Origin of the sequence: Arthrobacter sp. MAHUQ-56 (assembly GCF_019710585.1) — a bacterium.
GTDB lineage: Bacteria > Actinomycetota > Actinomycetes > Actinomycetales > Micrococcaceae > Arthrobacter.
This window is the reverse complement of record NZ_JAIFZQ010000020.1, coordinates 220,494-245,071: the sequence shown is the minus strand read 5'-3', so window position 1 is coordinate 245,071 and position 24,578 is coordinate 220,494. Positions and strand designations below refer to the sequence as shown.

Genomic DNA, 24,578 nt, shown 5'->3' with positions numbered 1-24,578 from the left:
CTGATGCCGGCCAGGACCGGCCGGCACGCCATGATCAGAACATGCCGCCCAGGACCAAGCCTGCGGCCGCGGCGCCCACGGCAACAACGGCGGTGCCGATGCCGTTCAACAGCGCGAGGCCTGTGCGCCGGGACTGCACCAGGCGGACCGTCTCGAAGCTGGCCGTGCTGAAGGTGGTGTAGCCGCCGAGGAATCCGGTGCCGGCGATGGCCTGGAGTTCCGGGGGCGCGGCGCGGACGATGACGGCTCCTGCGAGCAGGCCCAGGAGGAAGGAGCCCGTGACGTTGATGGCGATGGTGGCAACCGGGAGGGCGGTGCGGAACCTGGCGCGGATGAGTCCGTCGACGACGAACCGTGTCCCCGCGCCGAGCCCTCCGGCAAGTCCGACCAGGACGATGACCAGGGCGTTCACCGCTTTCCTCCCGCGCGGCGGTGATGTCCTGCGGCCAGCGCGATTCCCGCCACCGTGGCTACTGCCCCGCCCACCAGGGTGGCGGCGATGTACAGCAGCGCATCCGTGCTCCGTCCGGCCGCGAGCAGGGTGTTCGTTTCCAGCGCCAGGGTGCTGTATGTGGTGAAGGCCCCCATGAAGCCCGTGCCGGCGAGCAGGCGGATGACCCTGCGCCGTCCGGCGTCCGGGCCCCGGCGCACCAGGGCCTCGAGCAGGGTGCCGAGCAGGAAGGCGCCGGTCAGGTTGATGGTCAGGGTGGGCAGCGGCCACCCGTCCGGGGCGGGCAGGACGGTGCCGAGTCCGTAGCGCGCCAGGGCGCCGAGGATGCCGCCGAGGACGACGACGGCCACGAACCCCGGGCGCAGATGGACCGGGCGGTGGGTCCTTGCTTCGCCGAGCGTCCCGGCGTCGGCGTCCTTGGTTGCGGGCTCGGCGGCGTCCTTGTCGGCTGGGAGCATCAGCGGCCCTCCTGCCGGCGGGGTTTGGGATGCGCTTTGGGGTGGGGGGCGAGCGGAACCACCAGCACGGGCCGGTGCTGGCGGTGCGTCAGGTGGACTGCCACCGATCCCACCAGCAGTTCCTCAAGGCGTGCCCCGAGGCCGCGTTCACGCGTTCCGACCACAATGACCGATGCGTCCCGTGTCTCCGCCAGCTGGCCCAGCGCCCGGGCAGGGTCGCCCGCCAGGGTCATGAAGGACCAGCGGATTCCGGCGTCGTCGAGTGCTCCCTGCAGCCGTTCCTGGAGGTCTGCGCTGATGCCCTCGATGTCGTCGTCGATGCCGTCCGGATCGATCGGCAGCGCCTCGACCCGTCCGTCGGGTTCTTCGGCGAGGTACGTGGTGACGTCCACGTAGGCGCAGACAAGCTCCACGCCCAGGCTGAAGGCCAGTTCCGCGGCCCGGTGCGCAACGGCAAGAGGCTGGCCGGGCACCACACCCATCAGTACCGGTCCGGTGATCTTCCGCGGCACGTACGCTGCGCCGGGGTGATCAGCTGGCTGGTTCATGGGCTCTCCTGTCGGATCCGTGCAGTCACCGTTACAAGGCTAAGCCCGCCGTCTGCCCCGCGTTACCTGGAAGGGATTTCTTTTATGCGGCGAGAGCCGGGGGCAGGGCGGTCAGTGCGGGGATGACGATGTCCGGGGACCGGAAATAGGAGGGGTAGCGGGCGCCGGTCCGGTTGATCCAGGCCGTCCGCAGGCCGGCTTTGGCTGCCCCGTGGATGTCCCAGGGGTGCACGGCCACCAGCAGCATGCCGGACGGATCTGAACCGGCAGCGGCGGCCGCGTATTCGTAGGCTGCCCTGGCCGGTTTCCATGCAGGGGCGTCCTCAACAGAGAGGAGCAGTTCGAATTTGTCCCTGATGCCGCCGGCAACCAGCAGTTTGTCGGAATTTGCCTTGGCGCCATTGGTCAGGGTGACCAGCCGGTGGCCGGCCGCGGCCAGGGCGCGGACCCCGTCAGGGACGTCCGGGTGGAGGGACAGGTTCTGCATGGCAGCCATGACGCGTTCGACGGCGGTGTCCAGGTCCCCGGCGATGCCCTCGGCTCCCAGCAGGGTACGGAGGGCGCCGGCGGCGATAGTGGCGAAGGGCTGCTTGTCGCCGCTGGCCGTGAGGGCGAATCCGTCCCGCAGGAGCGTGGCAAACCAGAGCCTGGCCAGCCCGCGCGGTGCACCAACCTGGGCGAACGCTTCGCCGAGCGGGGCCATGTCGGACAGGGTCTCGTTGACGTCGAAAACGATGACCAGGGGGTCGGACATGTTCTCCCTTTCGATTCCGGAACCAGACCGGCGTGGCATGCGGCGGGTCACTGGATGACTGGTCCCATGATTTCCTCAACGAGGATAGTCAGCCTACTTCGTAGTAGAGCACAAAGGCCCCGCCGGAACCACGGGGGCCAGCCGGGACGCAAGGAGGCCGCAACGCCGCCGGCGCTGCGGCTTATCCGGCCGCAGCAAGGAACTGCCGGACCTCCGCAGCCATTCGCGCGGACTGCGTCCAATGAAGGTAATGATGGCCCTCAAGGGTCACGACCTCGTGCCGTTTGACGTTCTGCAGCAGGTCCTCCGCCGCCGCCGTCTTGGCAGCAGTCCTGTCATTCTTCTCGTCGGCGATGAAGGCCAGGACGGGCAGGTCATTGGGATACCTGGCTCCGCGAAGGGCGGCCGCGTTGTTGGCTAGGCGCGCGGTCTCGTCCGCTACGGCGGAATTGCCGAAGTTCCACAGCATCATGGCGCGCATGCGCTGCAGCTCCTCATCGGAATAGGCCGTGCTGTCCGGGTCGACGAGCCCCGGCGCCACCGCCACCACGTCGCGAAGCAACCCGGTGGAGGCCAGCAGCTTGACCCAGTTGATGCCGGCCTGCGGCTCCTCCACGGGCCGCTCTCCGGGCTTTGGGATGGTCGCGTCGATGCCCACCACCGCTGCGAGCTCGGACCGGTACCGGTTGGCGTAGTCCAGCATGTAGAACCCGGCGATGGAGTGGCCCGCCAGGACGTACGGCTGCCGCACCTGCAATTTGGAGAGCACTTCGTGCAGCTCATTGCTGATGTGCTCATTGGTCCGCGGGCCTGCCGCCAGGTCGCTGTAGCCGTAGCCGAACCCCTCCACCACTATGGTTTCGAAGCCGCCGAGTTCCCTGACCAGCGGGGCGAAGTCCAAGCCGGGTGCCGCTGTTCCAAGGCCGCTGAGCAGGACGATCGGCGGGCCCGGCTGTTCACCGCCAGCCGCGTTCCGGACCACGTTCAGCGAGCCGCCCGTCACCGCAACCCGTTCGCCATACGGTGCGGTGGCTGCCTTCTCCCGCGACTCCAGTACCAGGTTGGCGACGGCGGAGGCCACCACCAGCCCGAGGACCACCAGCAGCGCAATGCCGAAGCGGCGGCGCCAGCGCCGTGGTTTCCGCCGGGGTCCGGACCCGGCAATTTCACCGGTGGGAGTCCTACCGCCCGGGGCACGCCGTGGGTTCAACGCACGCACCGCCACTCCTCAGCCGTGGCCGGCGACGTAGCTGACCAGCCCGTCCACGGTGGCCACAGCTGGGTAGTCTGCCTCCGGAATGTCCACTCCGGTGGTCTCCGCGATGACCTCCACCAGACGGAGGAAGTCCAGTGAGTCCAGTTCCAGGTCCTGGCGCAGCCTGGCGCCGCCGTCGAGGTCTTCGGGCCCGACGTCGGGCGCCACCTTGCCGATCGCCGCCGCCACCGCCTGGCGTGCGTCCTGTTCGTTCACGGTTCCTCCTCGGCTGCGGTTTCAAGGCTCAAAAGGGTTTCAAGGCTCACAGCTTGTCCGGGGCCTGCAGCAGTTCGTCGATGCGGGCCAGGAAACGGCCGCCGCGCAGCCCGTCACTCACCCGGTGGTCGGCCGACAGCGTGGCGATCGAAGCATGCCGGATCCCGAGCATCCCGTTGTGCGCCCATGGCTGCTCCAGCACCTTGCCGAAGCCCACCATCGCCACCTGCGGCGGATAGATCACGCCGAACACGCTCTCCACGCCGAGGTCGCCCTGGTTCGTCACGGTGATGGTGGGATCCGCCATTTCCGCACGCTGCAGCCTGCCGGCACGGGCCCGGTCCACCAGGTCGCGCAGCTGGTCCATCAGCTGGTCCAGGGCCAGGGTGTCGGCGTCGTGCAGGGCAGGCGCCACCAGGCCGCCGTGCCGCAGCGCCACCGCCACGCCCAGGTGCACGGCGCTGCTGGGCTGGAAGGCACCCTTGGCGAAGAAGCCGTTCATCTCCGGCACCTCCTTCGCGGCGAGCGCGGTGGCCTTCAGGAGCAGCGCCGACGGCACCAGCCGCGACGAGACGGGCCGTTCCCGGTTCACCCCCTGCATCCACGCCATCGCTGCCGCCAGGTCCAGGGTTGTGGACAGGTAGTAGTGCGGGATCTCCTTCTTGGAGCGGGACATCAGCGCGCCGACCGCCTGCCGCAGGCTGTCCGCCTTGCCGCCGGCCGCCGTCGGCTGCTTCCGCCTGGCTGCCGCTTCCTCGGGTGCCGCTTCCTTGGGTGCCGGCGCGGGTTCAGGTCCCGGCGCTTCCGACGGCGCTGCTGCCGCCGGCGTTTCCGTCCGGGTTTCCTTGGGCGGCACCGCGGAAAGCACGTCGTCCTCCGTCACCGCGCCGCCGGGACCCGTCCCGCTGACACCCCTCAGGTCCACGCCGAGTTCCGCGGCCAGCCGCCGCGCCAGCGGCGAGGACCGGACCCGTGTGGCTTCAGCGGGTGCCGGCGCCTCCGGTCCTTCAGCCGGCGCTGCTGCCTCCCCCGCCGCTTCGGTGGCGTGCGCTGCGGCGGCGCGTTCGACGTCCGCCCTCACCACTTCACCGCCGGGCCCGCTGCCGCTGATGCGTCCGACGTCGACCCCCAGTGTGTGCGCAAGGTGCCGGACCGGCGGCGGAACCTTTGCGCCCGGCTCACGGTGCCGGGCGGGAGCTTCGGGTGGCGGGACTTCAGCGGGGGTCGCGGTGATGCGGGCGATGGGGGTGCCGACGTCCACGGTGTCCCCGACCTCCACCAGGAACTCGGCCACCACGCCCTCTTCGAAGGACTCGATGTCCATCACGGTCTTGTCCGTGTCCACGGCGGCCACCAGGTCCCCCTTGTGGACGTAGTCCCCCGGCTTGACCAGCCATTCCACCACCTTGCCGTGCTCCATGTCGGCGCCCAGGGACGGCATCCGGAACTCGGTCATGAGCTGCCCGCAGCCCGCCGTGCCGCGGCCACCACCCGCTCCACGGACGGCAGCGCCGCCTGCTCCAGGTGCTTGGCGTACGGGACGGGCACCTCCAGGCTGCACACCCGCTCCACGGGTGCGTCCAGGTCGAAGAACGCCCCCTCGCTGATCCGGGCGGCGATCTCCGCCGAGATGCTGCCGCTGCGCCAGCCCTCGTCCACCACCACCGCGCGGTGCGTCCTGCCCACGCTGGCCAGGATGGCCGCCCCATCCAGCGGGCGGAGCGTCCGCAGGTCGATGACGTCGGCTTCGATGCCGTCCGCGGCCAGCTGTTCGGCGGCCTCCAGCACCATCGGCAGGGTGCCGCCGTACGTGATGAGGGTCAGGTCGTCCCCCTGCCGCAGGACCGCGGCCCTGTCGATGTCCACGGCGCCGGCGTCGTCGTCGAGCTCCCCCGCCACGTTGTACAGCGAGCCGTGCTCGAAAATCAGCACCGGATCCGGGTCCTGCAGGGCGGTCCACAGCATGCCGCGGGCGTCGGCCAGGGTGGCCGGGGCCAGGATGCGCAGGCCCGGAATGTGCGCGTACCAGCCCTCCAGGCTGTGCGAGTGCTGGGCGCCCAGCTGCCGGCCCGCGCCGGTGGTCATCCGGATGACGATCGGCACGTTGAACTGCCCGCCGGACATGTGCAGCAAGGTGGCGGCGTTGTTGATGATCTGGTCCAGTGCCAGCAGGCTGAAGTTGACGGTCATGATTTCGACGATGGGCCGCATCCCTCCCAGCGCCGCGCCGATGCCCGCGCCCACGAACCCGGATTCGGAGAGCGGGGTGTCGCGGATCCGCTCCGGCCCGAATTCCTCCAGCAGGCCCAGGCTCACGGCGAAGCTGCCGCCGTAGCGGCCCACGTCCTCGCCCATGAGGAAGACCCGGTCGTCCCGCTGCAGAGCGTCCCGGAGGGCGGCGCGCGTGGCTTCGCGGTACGTGGTTTTCATCCTGCTCCCCCTTCTTTCCTGGCGCCTTCTTTCCCGGCACCGTGGCCGGCACTGCTGTCCGTGCCTGGGTTGCCGCCGTCCGCCGTGTCGCTGTACACGAACCGGGCGAGTTCGGATACCGGCTCCGGGGTCCCGGCCTCGGCGAATCCGACGGCGGTGCTGATCTCCGCGTCCACGTCCTCCTGCAGTGCCGCCCATTGTTTCTGCGGCAGCTGCCCTGCCGCTTCCAGGACGGACTGCAGCAGGCGGATGGGGTCCCGTTCCATCCACTGCGCCACCTCGGATTTCTCCCGGTACAGCTCGGGATCGAACATGGAGTGCGCGCGGAACCGGTAGGTGCGCAGCTCCAGGAAGTGCGGGCCGCCGCCGGAGCGGACCCCGTCCACGGCGCGGCGTGCGGCCTGCTCCACCGCCAGCACGTCCATGCCGTCCACAGCCCACGCCGGCATTTCATAGCCGGCGGCCTTGAGCGCAATGTCGGTCTGGGATTCCGATCGGCCCAGCGCCGTCCCCATGGCGTAGAGGTTGTTCTCGCAGCAGAACAGCACCGGCAGCTGCCACAGGGCGGCCAGGTTCATGCTTTCGTGGAACTCGCCTTCCGCCACGGCACCTTCGCCGAAGAAGCAGACGGTCACCCGCTGGCGCCCCGCCATCCGGTCCGCGAGCGCCAGGCCGACGGCGAGCGGCAGCCCGCCTGCCACGATCGCGTTGCCGCCGTAGAAGCGGGTGGCGGCGTCGAAGAGGTGCATGGAACCGCCGCGGCCGCGGCAGCAGCCCTCGGCGTGGCCGTACATCTCGGCCAGGATGGACCCTGCGGAGACGCCGCGCAGCAGGGCGTGGCCGTGTTCGCGGTAAGTGGCCACCACGGCGTCCTCCGGTGCCAGGGCTCCCATCACCCCGGCGGCCACGGCTTCCTCGCCGATGTAGACGTGCAGGAAGCCGCGGATCTTGGCGGCGCTGTACAGCTCGATGCATTTTTCCTCGAGCCGGCGCACCCGCAGCATCTGCCGCAGGAGGTGCAGGGCGTGCTCCGGGTCCGGGACGCCCTGGCCGCGCACGCTGCTCATGGCTGCCCTCCTTCGCGTGGTTCCGGCTCGTGTCCCTGCGGGGTTTCCAGCGTGGAGAGGTCGCCTTCGGGCAGGCCGAGTTCGCGGGCCTTCAGGAGCCGGCGGAGGATCTTGCCGCTGCGGGTCTTGGGCAGGTTGGCGGTGAACTCCAGCAGCCGCGGTGCCACCGCGGCGCCGAGCCGTTTCCGCGCGAACCCGATGATGTCCAGCTGCAGGTCCTCGGTGGCTTCGTTGCCGGGCCTGAGCTCCACGAAGGCTTTGACCACTTCGCCGGCCACGGCATCGGGCACGCCGATCACCCCGGCTTCTGCCACCGCCGGGTGCTCCATGAGGCAGCTTTCCACCTCGAAGGGGCCGATCAGGTGGCCGGAGGATTTGATGACGTCGTCGCCGCGGCCCACGAACCAGAAGTAGCCGTCGGCGTCGCGCTTGGCCAGGTCCCCGGTGAGGTACCAGCCGCCGGCGAAACAGCGGCGGTAGCGCTCCTCCTCGTTGAGGTAGCCGCGGAACATGGACGGCCAGCCCGGGCGCAGCGCCAGTTCCCCCATTACATCCGGTTCTGTGACCAGCTGGACCCCGCCGTCCCGGACCACCGGTTTGCCGTCCGCGTCCCGGGCCACCAGCGCCGCTTCGATGCCGGGCAGCGGGCGTCCCATGGAACCGGGGCGGATGGGCATGGCCGGGTAGTTGGCAATCATGATCCCGCCGGTCTCGGTCTGCCACCAGTTATCGTGCACCGGGAGCCCGAAGACGTCCTTGCCCCACACCACGGCCTCGGGGTTCAGCGGTTCCCCCACGCTGGCCACGAAGCGCAGGGCCGAGAGGTCATGCCCGGCGGCGCGTTCCGCCCCGGCCTTCATGAGCATCCGCAGCGCCGTGGGGGCGGTGTACCAGACGGTGACGCGCTGTTCGGCGAGGATCCGGTACCAGCGGTCCGCGTCCAGTTCCTCCTGGTCCACGATGGCGGTGACGCCGTGCACCAGCGGGGCGATGATGCCGTAGGACATGCCGGTCACCCAGCCGGGGTCGGCGGTGCACCAGTAGATGTCGTCCGGGTGCAGGTCCAGGGCGAAGCGTCCGGTGGCGTAGTGCGCGGCCACCGCGTCGTGGACGTGGATGGCTCCCTTGGGCGTGCCGGTGGTGCCGCTGGTGAAGTGGAGCAGTGCCATGTCCTCAGGCTGGGTGTCCGCGATGTCCCCGGCCAGATCAGCCCCTGCCGGATCAGCCCCTGCCAGGAGTTCGGCCAGGTCCAGGGTTCCGGGTTCGGGGGCACCGGCGGCGTCCACCAGCAGGACGAAGCGCAGCTCCGGAAGGGTATCCCGGACGGGTGCCACCTTCTTGCGGTACAGCGCCTTGGTGGTCACCAGGGCCCGGCCCGCGCCCAGGTGCAGCCGCTGGCGGACGGGTTCGGGCCCGAAGGCGGAGAACAACGGGCAGAAGACGCTGCCGGTCTTGAAAGTGCCCAGGACGGCGGTGTACAGCTCCGGGCTGCGGCCCAGGAGCGAGAATACGCGCTCACCGCGGCCCACCCCCAGGGAACGCAGGACGGCGGCGAACCTGCCGGACTGCACGGCCAGGTCGCCGTAGCTCAGGGACGTGGTGGAGCCGTCGGCACGGACGAAACGCAGGGCCTCTTTGCCCGCGTTCGGTCCGGCCGCGTGCCGGTCCACAGCTTCATAGGCGATGTTCAGCCCCCGGCCGCCTGGCAGGCCGGACAGCGCCTGCCGGGCCTGGTCCCAGCTGAAGTCGCGCCGGGCGGCCTCGTAGTCCAGCAGGTTGGGCTGCACGGGGAAGGCGGCCACATCCTTGGTGATGGTGGGCCAGCGGGTGGCGCCCTCGACTCCGGTGGTCATAACGCTCCTCTGGTCATCATGTTCCTTCGGTGTGGGCTAGAAGCCGGTGGGCTCGGTTTCCAGTTCCGGCTCGCCGGGGACGTACTCGTGGTGCAGCGGGCGCAGCGCTTCGGTCCGGGGGTGCCAGAACAGCGCGTCATACCGTTCCCCCATGCGGGTGGGCACGTAGTTCCCCCGCTCCCGGTGCGGGTTGTACACCACCCCGATGGCCCGGTGCCCGCGCCAGGATCCAAGCCACGGGCCGGACCGTTCCGCCCCGAACACCAGCAGCGAGGGCTCCCCCAGCGCCTGGTTGAGGAGTTCCTCATGGCTGCCGTGTGCGGCGGCCGGGACGTCCATGGTCCATTCCGGCGAGCCCCACGATTCCGCGGCCGTGACGGATCCGGCGAAGGATGCGAACCCGGCCAGCACCACTTCGCCCGGATGGCGCTGGCGCACCAGCTGCCCGATGTTCACCATGCCGTCGTGCGCCATGTCCGTGGCCCGGGCATCGCCCACGTGCGTGTTATGCGCCCACACCAGTCCTTTGGAACCGGGTCCGTGGTGTTCGGCGAGGCGGTCGATGGTGTCGCTCATGTGGTGGTCGCGGATGTTCCAGGACTGCCGGTCACCGCGGACCATGGTGCGGTAATAGCGTTCGGCGTTGGTGGCCACGATGGCGTTCTGGACGGCGTCGAAGGCGGCGGGATCGTCATGCACCCGGCCGAGTGCCCGGCGTCGTACTTCTGCCAGCAGGGACACCACGTCCGCTTCGCAGGACTGCGGCACCAGGCGGTTGCTCCAGGCATAACGCTGCGGGTCTTCGCGGAACGGCACGAAGCAGCGCCAGGCCTGGTGGGCTGCCGGAAGGGCGTCGGCTGCGTTGGCCTCGAGCCAGGTGAAGATTTCGCGCAGCGAATCCCAGAGGGAGTAGACGTCCAGGCCGTAGAAGCCGGTGCGCTGGTGTTCGGGCAGGCGCAGGTTCCAGCCGCGCAGCCAGGTCAGGAATTCCGCCACCTCGTGGTTGGCCCACATCCAGGTGGGCCAGCGTTCGAAGCCCGCCAGGAGCCGGCGGGCGTCCAGGTCCTGCCCGGCCTCGCCGCGGACCCAGCGGTTGATGCGCCAGCAGTCCGGCCAGTCGCCCTCCACGCCGATCCATGTGAAGCCGTATTCCTCGATCAGCCGGCGGCTCAGCAGCGCACGCCAGTGGTAGTACTCCTGGGTGCCGTGGGACGCCTCGCCCAGGCAGACGAAACGCGCCGGCGCGGCGAGGCGGACGAGTGGTTCAAGGTCGTCAGCGGAGGCCAGCGGGTGCGCCAGGGAGCGGATCTGCCGGGTTTCCGCCGCGCGCTCCGCGCCGTGTTCCGCCCAGCGGCGGGCGCCGCCGTTGCCAGGGCCAGTGTTTCCGCCGCTCACGTCCGTGCCTCCGGGGCGGACCGCACCGCGTGAGCCGGCAGCAGGTACTGCCGGAACCAGTCCGCGGCCAGGGTGGCGGCCATGGCCAGGGTTCCCGGTTCTTCGAAGAGGTGCGTGGCGCCCGGGACCACCTCCAGCCGGGTGGGCGCCGTCATCTGCGCCATGGCCTGCCGGTTCAGCGCCAGCACCTGCGTGTCGGCGCCGCCAACGATCAGGAGGGTGGGGGCCCGTACATCGGAGAGCCGCGGGCCTGCAAGGTCCGGGCGCCCGCCACGGGAGACCACCGCCGCAACCCGCGACCCTGGTTCGGCCGCGGCCCACAGCGCGGCGCCGGCGCCGGTGCTCGCCCCGAAATAGCCGACGCGTCCGGCGTAGGTGTCCTGCCGCGATTGCAGCCAGTCAGTGGCGCGCACCAGCCGCCGCGCCAGCAGGCCGATGTCGAACACGTTGGCCCGGTTGACCTCCTCCTCGGGAGTCAGCAGGTCCAGCAGCACCGTGCCGAGGCCGGATCCGTGCAGGACCGACGCCACGAAACGGTTGCGCGGGCTGTGCCGGCTGCTGCCGCTGCCGTGGGCGAACAGGACCGTGGCCTCGCAGCCGGGCGGCAGGTACAGGCTGCCGCGCAGGGCCACCCGTCCCGCGGGAATCTCCACGTCCTCCTCCACCGCGCCGTCGCCCCCGTCCTGCCGCTGGTGGTGCGCGGGCCGGGCGGCGGCGTCGAGCAGCTGCACCACCTCGCCGTCCTCCGTGGGCGAGAAGTCGTGGTAGTAGTACCCCACGGCCTGGAAGTTCTGCGGCGACAGCAGGCAGACGACGTCGTCCGGTTCCTTGAGCTCCACGACAGCGCGGGCGGGGGCAACGGGCACTGCCAGGATCACCCTGGCCGCGCCGAGCTGCCTGGCCACCAGGCAGGCAACCCGCGCTGTGGAGCCGGTGGCGATGCCGTCGTCAACGATGACGGCAGTGCGGCCGGCGAGGTCTACCCGCCGGCGTCCCTGGCGGAACCGCGCCACCCGGCTTTCCAGGAGCGCGCGCTCCTGCCGTTCCACTTGCCGCAGGTCCGCTTCGGTGACGCGGGCCAGGGAGATGGTCCGCGGATCGATGACCCGCGTGTCCCCTTCCCCGATGGCCCCCATGGCCACTTCCGGCTGGAACGGGACGCCAAGCTTGCGCACCACGATCACGTCCAGCGGCGCGTCGAGGGCTTTGGCCACCTCGTACGCCACCGGGACGCCGCCGCGGGGCAGGCCCAGCACCACCACGTCCTGGCCGCGCAGGCCGGCTAGCCTCTTGCCCAGCCGCCGGCCGGCGTCGGCCCTGTTGAGGAACGCAACCATCCCCGTCACCCGCCGTACGTATCTTCTTCCCCGTGCGGGGCGGCCGCCTCGGGGGTCCAGGTCATGCGGAGGATAAAGTGGGCGTCCGAACTGCTTTTGGCAATCACCGCCCCCGCATCCCCCGCGAGTTTTACGCCGAATTCAACTTCGATCTGTTCGGGGGTGAGCTCCGCCATGGCCTCCAGTGCTGCGCGGGCGGCGGGGCGAACGCTGGCAAGTGCATCTTCCAGGCGCCTGCCCGTGTCCAGGATCCCCTGTTCGTTGCGGGCCGGATGGTCCACGCCGTAGCTGTTGTCCGCAGCCTCGACCAGAACGGTCCCGGAACCCACTTCATAGCGCATCACTTCGGTCATGGCGGATCCCCGTATCAATGCGAGACGCGGTAGGTGTGGCGGAGGTCGGTGCTCGGCTTAATAGCCACCGCTGTGACCACGAGCGCCACTGCCCCTGCGATCCATGATGTCCAGGCGGCCCCCGTCGCGCCCGTGTACGTCCCCAGCCAAGGCGAGAGGACCAGAGCAGCAGCAATGACAGCCTGGACGTATTCCATGGCCGGCGTGCCGGGCATGGCCAGGTTGATGATGCCGCTGACAATCAGCAGCCCGCCGAACAGCAGCATGAGCGTGGTGGACATGCCTTCCTGCCGGGTGAACAGGACCGCGACGGCGGTGAAGAGTCCGGCGGCAGCCGCTACATAGTCCTGCCACCGATACCACTTTTTCACTGACTTTCCTTTCTGTCGGGGCGGGAGCCGCCTTCTGCGGCTTCCCGTCCGGCGGGCCTTACTGCCCGCAATTCAAGTCAACTCCCGGGGAGCACCGCCTTCTAGGGCAGAAAGACCTACCGCATGCGGCGCCCGGATTCATGGTGAATTCACAGGCGTTGCCGGTGGCAAGGCAGCGGTCCGTGTGCGATAGTGGCCACAACGCTGGGGCGTCAGATGGTGATGAGCAAGCAAAGGCCGAAAATGTTGCGAAGACCGGGCCCAAGACCAACTGGTGAAGGGTGGGCCGGCGGCCGCCTGCTGCCGGTCCTGGCCCTGCTGCTGTCGCTGCTGACCGCCTGCCAGCCCGCCGGTCCCGTGATCGGAAACCCCAGCCAGGCAGGGGTTGGGGACGCAGCGCAGCCCAGCCCGCACCGTGGCCGCACGCCGGGGCACGTGTTCGTGATCAACCTGGAAAACAAGGGGTACGACAAGATCTGGGGCGACGGCTCCCCGGCCCCCTATCTCTCCCAGACGCTGCGGAAGCAGGGCGTGCTCCTGGAGAACTACTACGGCATCGCCCACAACTCATTGCCCAACTACCTGGCGCAGATCTCCGGCCAGCCGCCCAATCCCAGCACCAAGAAGGACTGCCACACCTACACGGAGTTCATGGCGCGGTCCACGGACAACCTGGGCAGGATGGACGGCGACGGCTGCGTCTACCCGGCCGATGTTCCCACGGTGGCGGGCCAGCTGTCCGCGGCGGGGAAGACGTGGAAGGGCTACATGGAGGACATGCAGCACCCGTGCCAGCACCCGTCCCTCGGCTCCGACGACACCCACGTGAAGGCGACGGTGGGGAACATGTACGCCACCAAGCACAACCCGTTCGTCTACTTCCGCTCCATTACATCAACGCCGGCGTGCAGCCAGAACGTGGTCCCATTCACCGACCTGGCCCGGGACCTGGCCTCGGTAGACACCACACCCAACCTGGCGTACATCACCCCCAACCTCTGCCACGACGGGCATGACCGCCCCTGCGTGGACGGCACCCCCGGCGGCCTGCCCACCTCCGACCAGTGGCTGAGCGCGGAGGTGCCGGCCATCCTGGCCTCGCCGGCCTACCGGCAGGACGGGATGCTGGTGATCACCTTTGACGAGTCCGACGGCGGCGCCACCGGCCCGGAGGAAGGCACCCCCGGCAGCGTCCCCGGCGGAACGGGCGGCGGCAAGATCGGGACCCTGGTCCTCACGCCCTTCAGCACCGCCGGGGCAACATCCGTCCAGCCCTACAACCACTACAGCCTGCTGGCCAGCATCGAGGACTACTTCTCCCTCCCCCGGCTCGGCGGCGCCCGGGACCGCGGCGTCACCGCCTTCGGCGACGACGTCTACCAGGGCTCATAGGGCTGGCAAACACGGTGGCACGACGGCGGCCGGCGGCTCCCTGGCGGCCGGTGACCCGACAGCGTCGTTGGCGGCCGGTGACCCGACAGCAGCTGCTGGCCGCGGCTGCGGCGGTTGCCGCCGTGGTGACGGTGCTGGCAGTAGTGGTTGCCGGCGTCGTACGCTCCGGCCCTGACGCCGGCGGTGCACCGGCAGCCACCGGGATCCACAAGATCAAGCACGTAGTGGTCATTGCCCAGGAGAACCGGTCGTTCGACAGCTACTTCGGCACCTATCCGGGAGCGGACGGGATCGCCATGCAGGACGGCCAGCCGGCCGCATGCCTGCCGGACCCCTCCACGGACGGCTGTACGCGGCCGTTCCACAACCCCGCCGACAGCAACACCGGCGGCCCGCACAGCCACGCCGACGCGCTCAAGGACATCGACAACGGCGCGATGGACGGGTTCGTGGCCCAGGCGGCGAAGGCCCTGTCCGGCTGCAAATCCACTGACACCGCGTGCCTGCACAACGCCAAACCCACGGACGTGCTGGGCTACCACGACCGCAACGAGCTGCCCACCTACTGGGCCTACGCGGACAACTTCGTCCTGCAGGACCACATGTTCGCGGCCACCGCTTCCTGGAGCCTGCCGGCGCACCTGTATCTCGTCTCGGAATGGTCGGCCAGATGCACCAAAGCCGGGGACCCGTCATCGTGCGCCAATGCCATCCAGGATCCTGCCGACGCGCCCTACAAGGTCACCATCCAGGACACCCTGATCGGCAAGTGCCAGGACAGCCTGCACCTGGCACCGTGCCAGGCCGCGCTGTCCGCCGCCGGCATCAGCCCGGACCTCGCGGCGCAGATCGACCAACTGGTCGCTGCCAGCTGCAAGCCCGGCGATACCTACGCCGCCTGCAAAGCCGCCGTGGACGCCGCCGATGTCCCCGCGGACCTGAAGCAGAAACTCGCCGACGCCGCCAGGAAGCTGGACGTGCCCGACTACGCCTGGACGGACCTGACCTACCTGCTGCACAAACACTCGGTGCCCTGGGCCTACTACGTGTTCAGCGGCACCGAGCCGGACTGCCGGAACGACGCCGCCACCTGCGACCCCGTCAGGCAGGACTCCAAAACACCAGGCCACTGGAACCCGCTGCTCTACTTCGACACCGTCAAGGAGGACGGCGAACAGGGCAACATCAAGCCGCTGGACGGCTTCTACGACGACGCCCGTGAGGGGCGGCTGCCTGCCGTCACCTGGGTGGCGCCCACCAACGAGGTCAGCGAGCACCCGCCGAGCAAGGTCAGCACCGGGCAGGAGTACGTGGCCGGGCTCATCAACGCCGTCATGGCCGGGCCCGACTGGGACAGCACCGCGATCTTCCTGACCTGGGACGACTGGGGCGGGTTCTACGACCATGTGGCGCCCCCTGTGGTCGATGGCAACGGTTACGGCATGCGCGTCCCCGGCCTGGTGATCAGCCCCTATGCGAAGCAGGGCTACATCGACCACCAGGTCCTCAGCCACGACGCCTACAACAAGTTCATCGAGGATGACTTCCTGGGCGGCGAGCGGCTCGACCCCGCCACCGACGGCCGGCCCGACCCGCGTCCCGGGGTCCGGGAGGACAGCCCCGCGCTGGGAAACATCGCCGCCGCCTTCGACTTCAGCCAGTCCCCGCGGCCGCCGTTCCTCCTGCCCAACGCCACCACGTACTGACTGTCGTCACCCGGCTCCGCTGACTGTACATACGGCCGCGTCCGCCACCACTTCCTCGAGGTCCCCGGTGCGGTGCAGCACCTCCAGTTGCCGGGCGGCGCCGGTGCCGCGGGCCAGCGTGCGGTCCACCAGTTCCTCCACCCGGTGCAGGTCCCCGATGTCCGCCAGTGCGTCGTGGATATGGTTCAGCAGCGAATTGACGACGGCGAGTGCCGCGGCCGGGCGGTGGGTTTGCGGATCCAGCAGCTCACCACGCAGGCCCCAGCGGCTGGCCTTCCATCCGGCCAGCCGGAGCAGCGCCGCCGGGACGGCCACAGGTTCGATCCCCTCCCGCCATTCGCGTGCCGCGGTCTCCACCAGGCCCCTGGTGATCCCCGCCAGCAGCACCGTGTTCTCCGGCCACAGGCACACGTCCGCCACCCGGATCTCCACGGTGGGGTAGTGCCGGGAGAGGCGGGCGTCGAAGTAGATCATTCCCTCGTCCATGGCAACGCCGGTGCTCACCATGTCATGCACCAGCTGGTGGTAGGAGTCCGGGCTGCCCATGATCTCCAGCGGCCCGGCGGACGGCCACCGGTTCCAGACCTGGGAACGGTAGCTGGCGTAGCCGGTGTCCTGGCCGTGCCAGAACGGGGAGTTGGCACTGAGTGCCACCAGCACCGGCAGCCAGTTCCGGATCCGGTCAAGCACCCCCACCGCTTCCTCCGCCGATTCCACCGAGACGTGGATGTGGGAGCCGCAGGTCAGCTGCTCGCGCGCGGTAAGCCCGTACTCCTCCGTCATGGCCCGAAACCGCCGGAGCTGCACGGGGTGGGGATCGGCCGGAAGCGGTGAAGTGCCCAGCGCCGCCACCCGCACACCCACGTCCCCCGCAGCCTGGTGCGCGATGGACCTGCCCGCGATGATGTCCCGCTCCAGTGCGGCCAGGGTGGCGTGCGGCGGCGTGACCACCTCGATCATTTCCTGCTGGAACTCGGCCGTCAGGAGAGGGCCCGCTGCCGCCTCCAGCGGGCGGACGTACAGGTCCAGGAGTGCGCCGGCCAGGGGTGTGGCTTCCCCGGTGGCAGGATCCACCAGGAGCAGCTCCTCCTCGATGCCGAACGTCCGGCTGCCTGCTCCTGCGCCGCCGGTGCCGTTATTGCCGTAGGTGTCCATCGCCGTCGTCCTCTATCCCTTGCATCGTTGCAAGCTCGTCCCGGAAGCGTGCCAGTGCTCCTCCACCGGGCCCGGCGGACGTCCTCGGGAAGCGGCCAGACGCCGCCATGAAATTCAGCTCCCACTGCCGGAAGTGAAGGTAGGCACGCAGCTGGGCGGCGTCGTCGCGGCCGTTCCTGTTGCGGAAACCCGCGCTGTGCTGCGGTGCCTTGTTCATCCCGTCGTTCTCCATACTCTGTGCGGAGGGACATTATGATAAGCACCCTTACCAATTGGTGTGAAGGGCCTTGCCGGCCTGCCCGCCTGTCAGCCGGCCACCGCCCCTGTACTTCTGCGCTGCCCGCGCGTAGATTCAGGAATGTGGCGGGCATCATGGCCCGCCCTCCCGCGGACCTTCTGCACAGGTGCACCGGAGAAGCTGCTGTAGTCCGCCGGCGGCACCCAATGCAGCAGCGAAAGAGCCCCGATGGCGTCATCGCATATCCAGCAGTTCCTGGATGAAGCAACAACTACCGATCCCTCCCGCGATATTCCGTTAAGCCCCGATTGTCTCTACGGCCTGTACGTCAGCTGGTGCGCCCTGCGCGGATTTACCGCCAAGCCGGACCAGGCCTTCCGGGCCGGGATGCGGCGCTGCGGCGTCGATGTCCGGAATTCGCAGTTGCGGATGAAGGGCCCTGCGGCGGCCGACTATATCCTCAGCAGCTACCCCGACGTCGCCTGACGACTGCTCCTCAGGCGGCCACGGGTTTTGACCCTTGCCAGCCGGAGCAGCGCAGCCTGCAGGCCCTGGCGGCCAACGGGCTCATTGGCCGGGCTCCTGTGCAGTACGCGCCGTACGCGTGCGAGGTCAGCCGCCCGGGGGATGATTTTGCCCCTTGAGCGCCCGCACAAAAGGCGCCTTGCCTAGGGCTGTGCGCTGGAGCTCCGCAACGGGCTCCACGTCAACCGGAACTGCTGCCGCGCCTGCTGCTTCGAGGGCGGCGCCCACTGCGGAACGGATTCCCTGCACGGAATGCCCCGGCACCATGCCGGCCACGAGGACGCGCAGCCGTCCGGCCTCCTGGATCACTTGCCAGCCTGACGTGCCCACCTCGTCCAGTACATGGTGGAACACGTCAGGGTGGACGCTGACGTTCCCTTTTTTCCCCGGGAGCACCAGGACGTCCTCCACCCGCCCCGCGACGTCCTCGAGCAGCCGGAAGGAGCGTCCGCAGGGGCAGCCGCGCCCTCCCAGCCTGATGCTGTCCGACATCTCATAGCGGATCAGCGGCAGGGTGCGGGAGAACAGCACGGTGACCAACACCTTGGCCCCTGTTGTGCCCGGTTCCACGGGGTTGCCGGACTGGTCCACGGGCTCGACAAGCACCAGGTCCTCGTAGACGTGGCGGTTCCGGTGGGTGCAGGGTGAGGCGATGCCGGCTGTTTCCGTGGCCGCGTAAACATCGAACGGGTCCGTCCCCCACGCCTCCCGCATTTCGCTGGCCGCCTGCCGGGTGAGCACTTCGGAGGCGGACATCACGCCCTCGGGTGCGATGCGCAGCCGCCCCGTGAGCTGTTCGGCCGCCAAGGGTTTCAGGGCGGAGGCGTAGCCCACGAGGACCGTCGGCTGGAACGAATTCAGCGCGGCCACCATCCCGCCCATGGGCGCGGTGACATCCAGCCGCAGGGCAGGGATCAGGCGGGTGTCCAGGGACGCCGCCACCACGGCGGACTGGTGCGTGGGGTTGCGGGAGCTGACCAGTGCCATCTTCACTGGCCGTCCCGGCCCCGGTCCTGTCGAAATGCCTGCCCAGTCGTAGGCCCGCGCATACGAGGCCAGGACCCTGGCCCATTCGGAGCGGTTCCAGGCGAAGATTCCGCGCCTGCCCGTGGTCCCCGCAGTGGCGGCCACCCACCACCGTCCGTTCCACGCCCGCCCCGGGTCGCCGCCGCCTTCGGTGAGGACGCGCAGGTGGTTTTCCAGCCCGGCGAGGTCCAGGTCCGGCGTCGTGATGGCTTCGTCGAAGTGCTCCATCAGGTCCGCCTTGGTTACGGGCGGCAGCTCGCGCAAGGGGGCATCGTGCAGGCCCGCGTGGTGGCGCCGGTAGAACTCCGAGCCGGCGTAGGCCGCCGCCCGCAGCCGGAGCAGGGCGCGCTCCTGGTGGGCGGCGATGCGGGCGGTGTCCCACCGGTCCCGCCGCCGCCACTGCGCCCGCAGGAACAGTACCTGCGGGATGAGGCGCGCGTCCATGGCGGGTGCCTCAGTGGTGACCGGCCGGCGCAGGCGAGAGCGGCCGGGCAGGGCGGGTTGTGGTGGCTTCGGGCGTGTCCGGACGGGGAAGCCGGAGGCGCTTGAGGAGCAGGGCGTTCACTGCCACCAGGAAGCTGGAGCCGGACATGGACAGGGCGGCGATCTCCGGGCTGAGGACCACTCCGGCGAAGGCGAAGACGCCGGCAGCGATGGGGAGGGCGATCGCGTTGTATCCCACGGCCCAGCCCAGGTTCTGCCGCATCTTGCGCAGGGTGCCTTTGCCGATCCGCAGCGCTGTGGGAACGTCCAGGGGATCCGAGCGCATCAGGACGACGTCGGCTGTTTCGATCGCGACGTCGGTCCCCGCGCCGATGGCAATGCCGAGATCGGCCTGGGCCAGGGCCGGGGCGTCATTGACACCGTCGCCCACCATCGCCACTTTCCTGCCGGTGTGTTGCAACTCGGCGATCTTCGCTGATTTGTCCCCGGGCAGGACCTCGGCGATGACGGTATCGATCCCGAGCTGCCCGGCGATGCGCCGGGCAGTGGCCTCATTGTCCCCGGTGAGCATGACAACCTCAATACCGCCCTCGTGCAGCGCAGCGACGGCCGGCGCGGCCGTGGGCCGGGCGGCATCGGCCAGGGCAATGACGCCGGCAGCCAGGCCGTCGACGGCGACGAGCACCGCCGTGCGGCCGGTGCCCGCCAGTTCGTCCCGCACAGCCGCGAGGCGGCCCAAATCGACTCCTTCGTTGGCCAGGAGCTTACGGTTGCCCACCAGCACCCGGTGCCCGTCCACCGTGGCGCCGGCCCCGTGCCCGGGAACGTTGCGGAAACCCTCGGCCGCCAGAACAGCGGCATCCCGTTCGCGGGCATGCTGGACGACGGCGGCGGCGAGCGGGTGCTCGGATTCCTGCTCCACTGCTGCAGCCAGCGCCAGCAGCCTGCCGCGGTCGATGCCTTCCTCGACGACGTCTGTCACCTCCGGCTCGCCCTTGGTCAGGGTGCCGGTCTTGTCCATCACCACGGTATCGATCCGTGCCGAGACTTCCAGGGCTGTGGCGTTCTTGAACAGAACTCCCCGTTTGGCCCCGAGGCCGGTGCCCACCATGATGGCCGTCGGCGTGGCCAGGCCAAGGGCGTCGGGGCAGGTGATCACCACGACGGTGATGGCGAACAGCAGTGCGGCCTGGACCCCCGCCCCCACCGCCAGCCACGCGGCGAATGTCACGGTGCCGCCAGCCAGGGCCACCATGACCAGCCAGAACGCTGCCCTGTCGGCCAGCCGCTGGCCCGGGGCCTTGGAATTCTGTGCTTCCTGGACGAGGGCCACGATCTGGGCGAGGGCCGTGTCGGCCCCGACCTTCGTGGCACGGACCCGCATGGTGCCGGTGGTGTTGATGGATGCCCCGATCACCTCCGAACCGGCGCTCTTGGTGACGGGGAGGCTTTCGCCTGTGACCATGGACTCGTCCACTTCGGACTGTCCGTCTTCGACCTGGCCGTCGACGGGGATTTTCGATCCGGGCCGGATGAGCAGGAGGTCCCCTGCCTGGACTTCGGAGGTGGGGACCTCCACAGTCTCCCCGTCACGGATGACCACGGCCACCGGCGGGGCGAGTTCAAGCAGGGTGCGGATGGCTTCGTTTGCGCCGCCGCGCGCACGCATCTCGAACCAGTGCCCCAGCAGCACGAAGGAAGCCAGGACGGTGGCGGCTTCGTAGAACACCTCGCCGCCGCCGGTGAGGGTGATCCAGACGCTGTAGAGCCAGCCGGTGCCGATGGCGATCGCCACCAGGACCATCATGTCCAGGGTGCGGGCGCGCAGTGCCCGGTAGGCGCCGTCGAAGAAGATCCATGCTGAGTAGAAGATGACCGGCAGGGACAGGATCAAGGCCATCACGTCGTCGCGCAGGCCGAACGGTGTGGGGGCCGTGAAGCCCAGCATGCTCCTGCCCATGGGCGACCAGAGCGTCACCCCGATGGACAGGACCGCTGCCACGATGAAGCGGTTGCGCATGTCCTTGACCATGCTGTCCATCGACATTCCGGCGTGGCCGCCGTGCCCCATCATGTCCTGTGCGCTGGGAGCCATCTGCTCGTGGGGGACGTGCGCCATCTGCTCGTGGCCAGCGTGGGCCATCTGCCCGTGCCGTACGGGGTGGTGTTCCGCCGGGTGCACGGGCATGTCCTGCATCGGGTAGCAGATGTGGTCCGGTACTGCTTCGCCCCGGCAGTGGTAGCCGCAGTCGCGTACCCACCCGGCGATTTCTTCGATGGACGTGACGGCGGGGTCGAAGCTAACTGTTGCGGTCTGGGCGACAGGATTTGCCTCGACGCCCTCGACTCCGGCCCGGCGCATCAGGACCTGTTCCACAACCGCTTTCGACGTGGCCCAGTGCAGGCCGCCAACCTCCACGACGGTGCGCCTTAACGTTGGTGGCACGGTTCCTCCTTCCGAGGTGTATTTTCGCTGCTCCCCGCCTGAAGCGTCAGGGTCTTTGGTCCGGCGGGCACAGGCAAAGCCCACCCGCGCCAAGGTGACCGATAGTCTTGGGACAGTGAAACAGCCGGCTTGCAGGAAAGGAGCGTGGTCATGGCCTTAGGTTCGCTGCCGTCGTCGTTCCTTCGCCGGCTCAGCCTGGTTCCGCTGCTCCTGGCCATCATCGGTGGCATCTTCGGAATGCATGTCCTGGCCGGGCACCACATCCAGCACGGATCGCTGGCGGCCGGTCCTGCCATCGAGGCAGCCCCGGCGCCCGCGGCAGCGTTGGATGCCCACGGAACCCACGCGCAGTCCGCCGCAGCCACGTCCGATAGCGCCGCACAACTGCCGGCCGGCGCCGCTTGCGTTTCCGGCGACTGCGCCACCATGGACGCAGCACCGGCCCTTTGCATACTCTCTGCCGCGGCCGGTTCGCTGGCCGCGCCGCCCCCGGGGACGTCCCCGCAGCCGCACTCTTTCCCCGCCGCAGCCGCGGCCACGGCGGGCGGCTACTCATATCTTCCCGGCACGCCAACGCCTGCCGAGCTGTGCATCAGCAGAACGTAAAACCTGCCCGGCCGTCCCTTCCCGCGGCACGAACCCACCCGGCGGACCATGCCGCCCCGCGCAGCACCCTGCCCTGACCAGTACAGACTCCCGCGGCGCACGCGCGCCCATCACGAAGAGGACACGTTTCCCATGAACAAGACCGCCCTCACGCTCTCCGCAGCCGCAGTGGCAGCAACCCTCGCCCTGGCCGGATGCAGTTCCCCGTCCGGCAACTCGTCCGGAGGCAACTCCATGTCCGGCATGGACCACAGCGGCACTGCCATGGCCACGGCCACCGCCTCCCCGACTGCCCCTGCCTCTGCCTCTGCCTCTGCCTCTGCCTCTGCCGACGTCAGCGCCCACAACGCGGCGGACACGATGTTCGCGCAGATGATGATCCCGCACCACCGCCAGGCCATCCAGATGAGCGACATCATGCTGAAGAAACAGGACCTGCCTGCCGACGTCGCTGAACTGGCCGGCGAGATCAAAGCCGCCCAAGGACCCGAGATCGAGACCATGGCCTCCTGGCTGAAGGGGTGGGGCGAGCCTACTGAAGCAGCCGCCGGCCACGACATGGCGTCCATGGAGGGCATGATGAGCGACGCCGACCTGGCAAAGCTCGACGCCGCCCAGGGCACCGAAGCGGCAAAGCTCTTCCTCGAGCAGATGATCGCCCACCACGAGGGCGCCGTGAAGATGGCCAGGGCCGAAAGCACCGACGGCAAGAACGCCTCCGCTGTAGCCCTCAGCCAGAAGATCGTGGAAGACCAGGAAGCTGAAATCAGCAAGATGAAGGCCTTGCTGCAGAACCTCTAGCCCGCAGCACACAAAGAGGTGCCGGCCCAGCCAGGGCCGGCTCCTGCCCTCCTCGTTTGTCCCACCGCCCCTGGAGCCCAGCCATGCCTTTCCCCTTCCCTCCCCGCAGGCCGCTGCCCGCCCTCGCCGCAGCGGCCGCCGTCATCCTCGCACTGGCCGGCTGCACCACCGCCGGCACGGGCGCCCCCGGGACCGCAACCGCCGCGCCCGGGCTGCCCAGCAGCCATGTCCATGCCCTTGACGTCAACCCGGAAACCGGCCAGGTCCTGCTGGCCACCCACGAGGGGCTCTTCGACGTCACCACCGAACCCGCCCGGAAGATTGGAGCGACGAACGATCTCATGGGCTTCACCGCCGGGCATGACCGGGGATTGTTCTTCGCCTCCGGTCATCCGGGAAAGGGCTCGCAGCTGCCCAACCCGTTGGGCCTGGTGGCCTCAAGCGACGGCGGAGCGACCTGGGAGCCCTTGTCCCGGCAGGGCGAGTCGGACTTCCACACCCTCACCACCACCAAGTCCGGAATCATCGCCTTCGACGGCACCCTCCGGACCAGCCCCGACGGCAAGACCTGGACCACCGTGGACGCCCCCTTCAAACCTGCCGTCCTCGCGGGCCACCCGGTCAGCAGCACCGTCCTGGCCACCACGCCTGCCGGAATCCAGCGCTCAACCGACGGCGGCGCCACCTGGGCGCTGCTCAGCGCCGGGCCTGTGATCCAGTTCGCCGGCTTTGCGAGTCCGGATGAAGCCGCCGGAATAGCACCCGACGGCACCGTCCACACGTCCACGGACGGCGGTGCCACCTGGACACCCACCGGGCGGATCGACGGCGAAGTCCAGGCCGTCTCCGTGGTGAAAGGTTCCACGGGCAAGCCGTGGATCTGGGCCGCCACCTCCGCGGGGATCTCCGTTTCCACCGACGGCGGGGCCACCTTCAAACCCCACAAACCCGCCTGAACCGGGCCCAAAGGGTTAGGGGATGCAACCCTTCGTGGCACCGGCGCCTGCCCGGTGGTTTACTGCCGACATGTCCGAAACCCTGAAGCAGAGCCACCTCGAACCCCACGACGGCAGCCTGGCCGCGCGGCTGAACTGGCTGCGGGCCGGCGTCCTGGGCGCGAACGACGGTATTGTCTCCGTTGCCGCAACCGTGGTAGGCGTTGCCGGCGTGACGAACGATCTGCCGCCCATCCTGGTGGCGGGCACCGCTGCGGTGGTGGGCGGCGCGGTCTCCATGGCCCTCGGCGAATATGTCTCCGTGAGCAGCCAGAGCGACAGCCAGCGGGCACTGATCGAAAAGGAACGCCAGGAACTGAGGGACGACCCCGAGGGCGAGCTGGCGGAACTGGCGGAAATCTACCAGGCGAAGGGGCTGAGCGAGGCTACAGCGCGGACGGTCGCGGAAGAACTGACCGCCAAGGACGCCCTCAAAGCCCACCTCTCCGCTGAGCTGAACATCGACGAAGCCGAGGTAGCCAGCCCGTGGCACGCGGCCTTCGCCTCCGCCGTCGCTTTCACAGTCGGCGCCGTGCTGCCGATGCTGGCCATCATCCTTCCGCCTGCCGAAGCCCGCATCCCGGTCACCTTCGCTGCGGTCGTGCTGGCCCTGGCCCTGACCGGAACCGTCAGTGCCCGGATTGGAGGAAGCTCCAAGCGCAAGGCAACACTGCGGCTGGTGCTCGGGGGCGCGCTGGCCATGGCCTTCACTTTCGCGGTGGGAAGCCTTTTGGGCACTACGGGCATAGCCTGACC

At 69.4% G+C, this 24,578-nt stretch carries 25 protein-coding genes; 7 read left to right on the top strand and 18 right to left on the bottom strand.

The window, feature by feature from the left end:
- Nucleotides 1-34: 34 nt before the first annotated feature.
- From crcB (K4G53_RS13505) to K4G53_RS13440, 14 genes are all read right to left on the bottom strand, one after another.
- Entirely contained in the window at nucleotides 35-412 is a 378-nt protein-coding gene (gene crcB / locus K4G53_RS13505) for a fluoride efflux transporter CrcB (protein WP_221386206.1), read from the bottom strand.
- A complete protein-coding gene (gene crcB, locus K4G53_RS13500) occupies nucleotides 409-909 on the bottom strand; it encodes a fluoride efflux transporter CrcB (RefSeq protein ID WP_221386205.1) in 501 nt (166 codons plus the stop codon). The genes crcB (K4G53_RS13505) and crcB (K4G53_RS13500) overlap by 4 nt, the downstream gene beginning before the upstream one ends.
- A complete protein-coding gene (locus tag K4G53_RS13495) occupies nucleotides 909-1,457 on the bottom strand; it encodes a universal stress protein (protein ID WP_221386204.1) in 549 nt (182 codons plus the stop codon). Before K4G53_RS13495 ends, crcB (K4G53_RS13500) begins: the two co-directional genes overlap by 1 nt.
- 82 nt (nucleotides 1,458-1,539) lie before the next feature.
- Nucleotides 1,540-2,211, bottom strand: coding sequence for a haloacid dehalogenase type II (locus K4G53_RS13490; protein ID WP_221386203.1), 672 nt, complete (start codon nucleotides 2,209-2,211; stop codon nucleotides 1,540-1,542).
- Nucleotides 2,212-2,392: 181 nt separating this feature from the next.
- Nucleotides 2,393-3,430 carry an alpha/beta hydrolase gene (locus tag K4G53_RS13485; RefSeq protein WP_308287884.1) on the bottom strand — a complete coding sequence of 346 codons (1,038 nt, stop codon included), beginning with the start codon at nucleotides 3,428-3,430 and terminating at the stop codon, nucleotides 2,393-2,395.
- Between the two features lie 9 nt (nucleotides 3,431-3,439).
- A complete protein-coding gene (locus K4G53_RS13480; RefSeq protein ID WP_221386202.1) occupies nucleotides 3,440-3,682 on the bottom strand; it encodes an acyl carrier protein in 243 nt (80 codons plus the stop codon).
- A 46-nt stretch (nucleotides 3,683-3,728) separates the two neighbouring features.
- Nucleotides 3,729-5,138, bottom strand: coding sequence for a dihydrolipoamide acetyltransferase family protein (locus K4G53_RS13475; protein ID WP_221386201.1), 1,410 nt, complete (start codon nucleotides 5,136-5,138; stop codon nucleotides 3,729-3,731).
- Nucleotides 5,135-6,112, bottom strand: coding sequence for an alpha-ketoacid dehydrogenase subunit beta (locus tag K4G53_RS13470; protein WP_221386200.1), 978 nt, complete (start codon nucleotides 6,110-6,112; stop codon nucleotides 5,135-5,137). The genes K4G53_RS13475 and K4G53_RS13470 overlap by 4 nt, the downstream gene beginning before the upstream one ends.
- Complete coding sequence (pdhA, locus tag K4G53_RS13465; protein ID WP_221386199.1) at nucleotides 6,109-7,179, bottom strand: pyruvate dehydrogenase (acetyl-transferring) E1 component subunit alpha; 1,071 nt, start codon at nucleotides 7,177-7,179, stop codon at nucleotides 6,109-6,111. The genes K4G53_RS13470 and pdhA overlap by 4 nt, the downstream gene beginning before the upstream one ends.
- Nucleotides 7,176-9,032, bottom strand: a complete 1,857-nt coding sequence (gene acsA / locus K4G53_RS13460; protein WP_221386198.1) for an acetate--CoA ligase — start codon at nucleotides 9,030-9,032, stop codon at nucleotides 7,176-7,178. The genes pdhA and acsA overlap by 4 nt, the downstream gene beginning before the upstream one ends.
- A gap of 36 nt (nucleotides 9,033-9,068) precedes the next feature.
- Complete coding sequence (locus K4G53_RS13455) at nucleotides 9,069-10,340, bottom strand: erythromycin esterase family protein (RefSeq protein WP_308287913.1); 1,272 nt, start codon at nucleotides 10,338-10,340, stop codon at nucleotides 9,069-9,071.
- 83 nt (nucleotides 10,341-10,423) lie between these two features.
- On the bottom strand, nucleotides 10,424-11,764 hold the full coding sequence (locus tag K4G53_RS13450) for a phosphoribosyltransferase (protein WP_221386913.1): 1,341 nt from the start codon (nucleotides 11,762-11,764) through the stop codon (nucleotides 10,424-10,426).
- Between the two features lie 5 nt (nucleotides 11,765-11,769).
- Nucleotides 11,770-12,117 carry a CU044_2847 family protein gene (locus K4G53_RS13445; RefSeq protein ID WP_221386196.1) on the bottom strand — a complete coding sequence of 116 codons (348 nt, stop codon included), beginning with the start codon at nucleotides 12,115-12,117 and terminating at the stop codon, nucleotides 11,770-11,772.
- Between the two features lie 14 nt (nucleotides 12,118-12,131).
- Nucleotides 12,132-12,488, bottom strand: coding sequence for an SPW repeat protein (locus tag K4G53_RS13440; RefSeq protein WP_221386195.1), 357 nt, complete (start codon nucleotides 12,486-12,488; stop codon nucleotides 12,132-12,134).
- A 243-nt stretch (nucleotides 12,489-12,731) separates the two neighbouring features.
- Here K4G53_RS13440 and K4G53_RS13435 point away from each other — a divergent pair, with 243 nt between their 5' ends.
- Nucleotides 12,732-13,880 carry an alkaline phosphatase family protein gene (locus K4G53_RS13435; RefSeq protein WP_221386194.1) on the top strand — a complete coding sequence of 383 codons (1,149 nt, stop codon included), beginning with the start codon at nucleotides 12,732-12,734 and terminating at the stop codon, nucleotides 13,878-13,880.
- Between the two features lie 77 nt (nucleotides 13,881-13,957).
- Nucleotides 13,958-15,586 carry an alkaline phosphatase family protein gene (locus tag K4G53_RS13430; RefSeq protein ID WP_221386193.1) on the top strand — a complete coding sequence of 543 codons (1,629 nt, stop codon included), beginning with the start codon at nucleotides 13,958-13,960 and terminating at the stop codon, nucleotides 15,584-15,586.
- A 6-nt stretch (nucleotides 15,587-15,592) separates the two neighbouring features.
- On the opposite strand, the gene K4G53_RS13425 is transcribed toward K4G53_RS13430, so the two are convergent.
- Nucleotides 15,593-16,741, bottom strand: a complete 1,149-nt coding sequence (locus K4G53_RS13425; protein ID WP_221386192.1) for a glutamate--cysteine ligase — start codon at nucleotides 16,739-16,741, stop codon at nucleotides 15,593-15,595.
- Nucleotides 16,722-16,958 (bottom strand): hypothetical protein, encoded by a 237-nt coding sequence (locus tag K4G53_RS13420; protein ID WP_221386191.1) that lies wholly within the window; start codon nucleotides 16,956-16,958, stop codon nucleotides 16,722-16,724. Before K4G53_RS13420 ends, K4G53_RS13425 begins: the two co-directional genes overlap by 20 nt.
- 249 nt (nucleotides 16,959-17,207) lie before the next feature.
- Here K4G53_RS13420 and K4G53_RS13415 point away from each other — a divergent pair, with 249 nt between their 5' ends.
- Nucleotides 17,208-17,465, top strand: coding sequence for a hypothetical protein (locus K4G53_RS13415; protein WP_221386190.1), 258 nt, complete (start codon nucleotides 17,208-17,210; stop codon nucleotides 17,463-17,465).
- Between the two features lie 126 nt (nucleotides 17,466-17,591).
- Here the strand turns inward: K4G53_RS13415 and K4G53_RS13410 are convergent, their stop codons facing one another.
- Entirely contained in the window at nucleotides 17,592-18,974 is a 1,383-nt protein-coding gene (locus K4G53_RS13410; RefSeq protein ID WP_221386189.1) for a phenylacetate--CoA ligase family protein, read from the bottom strand.
- A 10-nt stretch (nucleotides 18,975-18,984) separates the two neighbouring features.
- Entirely contained in the window at nucleotides 18,985-21,420 is a 2,436-nt protein-coding gene (locus tag K4G53_RS13405) for a heavy metal translocating P-type ATPase (protein ID WP_308287883.1), read from the bottom strand.
- Between the two features lie 150 nt (nucleotides 21,421-21,570).
- Between K4G53_RS13405 and K4G53_RS13400 the strand changes: the two genes are divergently transcribed.
- The 4 genes from K4G53_RS13400 (at nucleotide 21,571) to K4G53_RS13385 (ending at nucleotide 24,576) form a co-directional block, all read left to right on the top strand.
- On the top strand, nucleotides 21,571-22,026 hold the full coding sequence (locus tag K4G53_RS13400) for a hypothetical protein (RefSeq protein ID WP_221386188.1): 456 nt from the start codon (nucleotides 21,571-21,573) through the stop codon (nucleotides 22,024-22,026).
- A 132-nt stretch (nucleotides 22,027-22,158) separates the two neighbouring features.
- Entirely contained in the window at nucleotides 22,159-22,827 is a 669-nt protein-coding gene (locus K4G53_RS13395; RefSeq protein WP_221386187.1) for a DUF305 domain-containing protein, read from the top strand.
- A gap of 83 nt (nucleotides 22,828-22,910) precedes the next feature.
- On the top strand, nucleotides 22,911-23,783 hold the full coding sequence (locus K4G53_RS13390; RefSeq protein WP_221386186.1) for a F510_1955 family glycosylhydrolase: 873 nt from the start codon (nucleotides 22,911-22,913) through the stop codon (nucleotides 23,781-23,783).
- Nucleotides 23,784-23,853: 70 nt separating this feature from the next.
- Nucleotides 23,854-24,576 carry a VIT family protein gene (locus K4G53_RS13385; protein WP_221386185.1) on the top strand — a complete coding sequence of 241 codons (723 nt, stop codon included), beginning with the start codon at nucleotides 23,854-23,856 and terminating at the stop codon, nucleotides 24,574-24,576.
- The last annotated feature ends 2 nt before the right edge of the window (nucleotides 24,577-24,578 follow it).

Coding starts and splice junctions, on each gene's coding strand:
- crcB (WP_221386205.1), bottom strand. CDS start 909: ATGCTCCCAGCCGACAAGGACGCCGCCGAGCCCGCAACCAAGGACGCC.
- K4G53_RS13495 (WP_221386204.1), bottom strand. CDS start 1,457: ATGAACCAGCCAGCTGATCACCCCGGCGCAGCGTACGTGCCGCGGAAG.
- K4G53_RS13490 (WP_221386203.1), bottom strand. CDS start 2,211: ATGTCCGACCCCCTGGTCATCGTTTTCGACGTCAACGAGACCCTGTCC.
- K4G53_RS13475 (WP_221386201.1), bottom strand. CDS start 5,138: ATGACCGAGTTCCGGATGCCGTCCCTGGGCGCCGACATGGAGCACGGC.
- K4G53_RS13470 (WP_221386200.1), bottom strand. CDS start 6,112: ATGAAAACCACGTACCGCGAAGCCACGCGCGCCGCCCTCCGGGACGCT.
- pdhA (WP_221386199.1), bottom strand. CDS start 7,179: ATGAGCAGCGTGCGCGGCCAGGGCGTCCCGGACCCGGAGCACGCCCTG.
- acsA (WP_221386198.1), bottom strand. CDS start 9,032: ATGACCACCGGAGTCGAGGGCGCCACCCGCTGGCCCACCATCACCAAG.
- K4G53_RS13450 (WP_221386913.1), bottom strand. CDS start 11,764: ATGGTTGCGTTCCTCAACAGGGCCGACGCCGGCCGGCGGCTGGGCAAG.
- K4G53_RS13445 (WP_221386196.1), bottom strand. CDS start 12,117: ATGACCGAAGTGATGCGCTATGAAGTGGGTTCCGGGACCGTTCTGGTC.
- K4G53_RS13435 (WP_221386194.1), top strand. CDS start 12,732: ATGTTGCGAAGACCGGGCCCAAGACCAACTGGTGAAGGGTGGGCCGGC.
- K4G53_RS13425 (WP_221386192.1), bottom strand. CDS start 16,741: ATGGACACCTACGGCAATAACGGCACCGGCGGCGCAGGAGCAGGCAGC.
- K4G53_RS13420 (WP_221386191.1), bottom strand. CDS start 16,958: ATGAACAAGGCACCGCAGCACAGCGCGGGTTTCCGCAACAGGAACGGC.
- K4G53_RS13415 (WP_221386190.1), top strand. CDS start 17,208: ATGGCGTCATCGCATATCCAGCAGTTCCTGGATGAAGCAACAACTACC.
- K4G53_RS13410 (WP_221386189.1), bottom strand. CDS start 18,974: ATGGACGCGCGCCTCATCCCGCAGGTACTGTTCCTGCGGGCGCAGTGG.
- K4G53_RS13400 (WP_221386188.1), top strand. CDS start 21,571: ATGGCCTTAGGTTCGCTGCCGTCGTCGTTCCTTCGCCGGCTCAGCCTG.
- K4G53_RS13395 (WP_221386187.1), top strand. CDS start 22,159: ATGAACAAGACCGCCCTCACGCTCTCCGCAGCCGCAGTGGCAGCAACC.
- K4G53_RS13390 (WP_221386186.1), top strand. CDS start 22,911: ATGCCTTTCCCCTTCCCTCCCCGCAGGCCGCTGCCCGCCCTCGCCGCA.
- K4G53_RS13385 (WP_221386185.1), top strand. CDS start 23,854: ATGTCCGAAACCCTGAAGCAGAGCCACCTCGAACCCCACGACGGCAGC.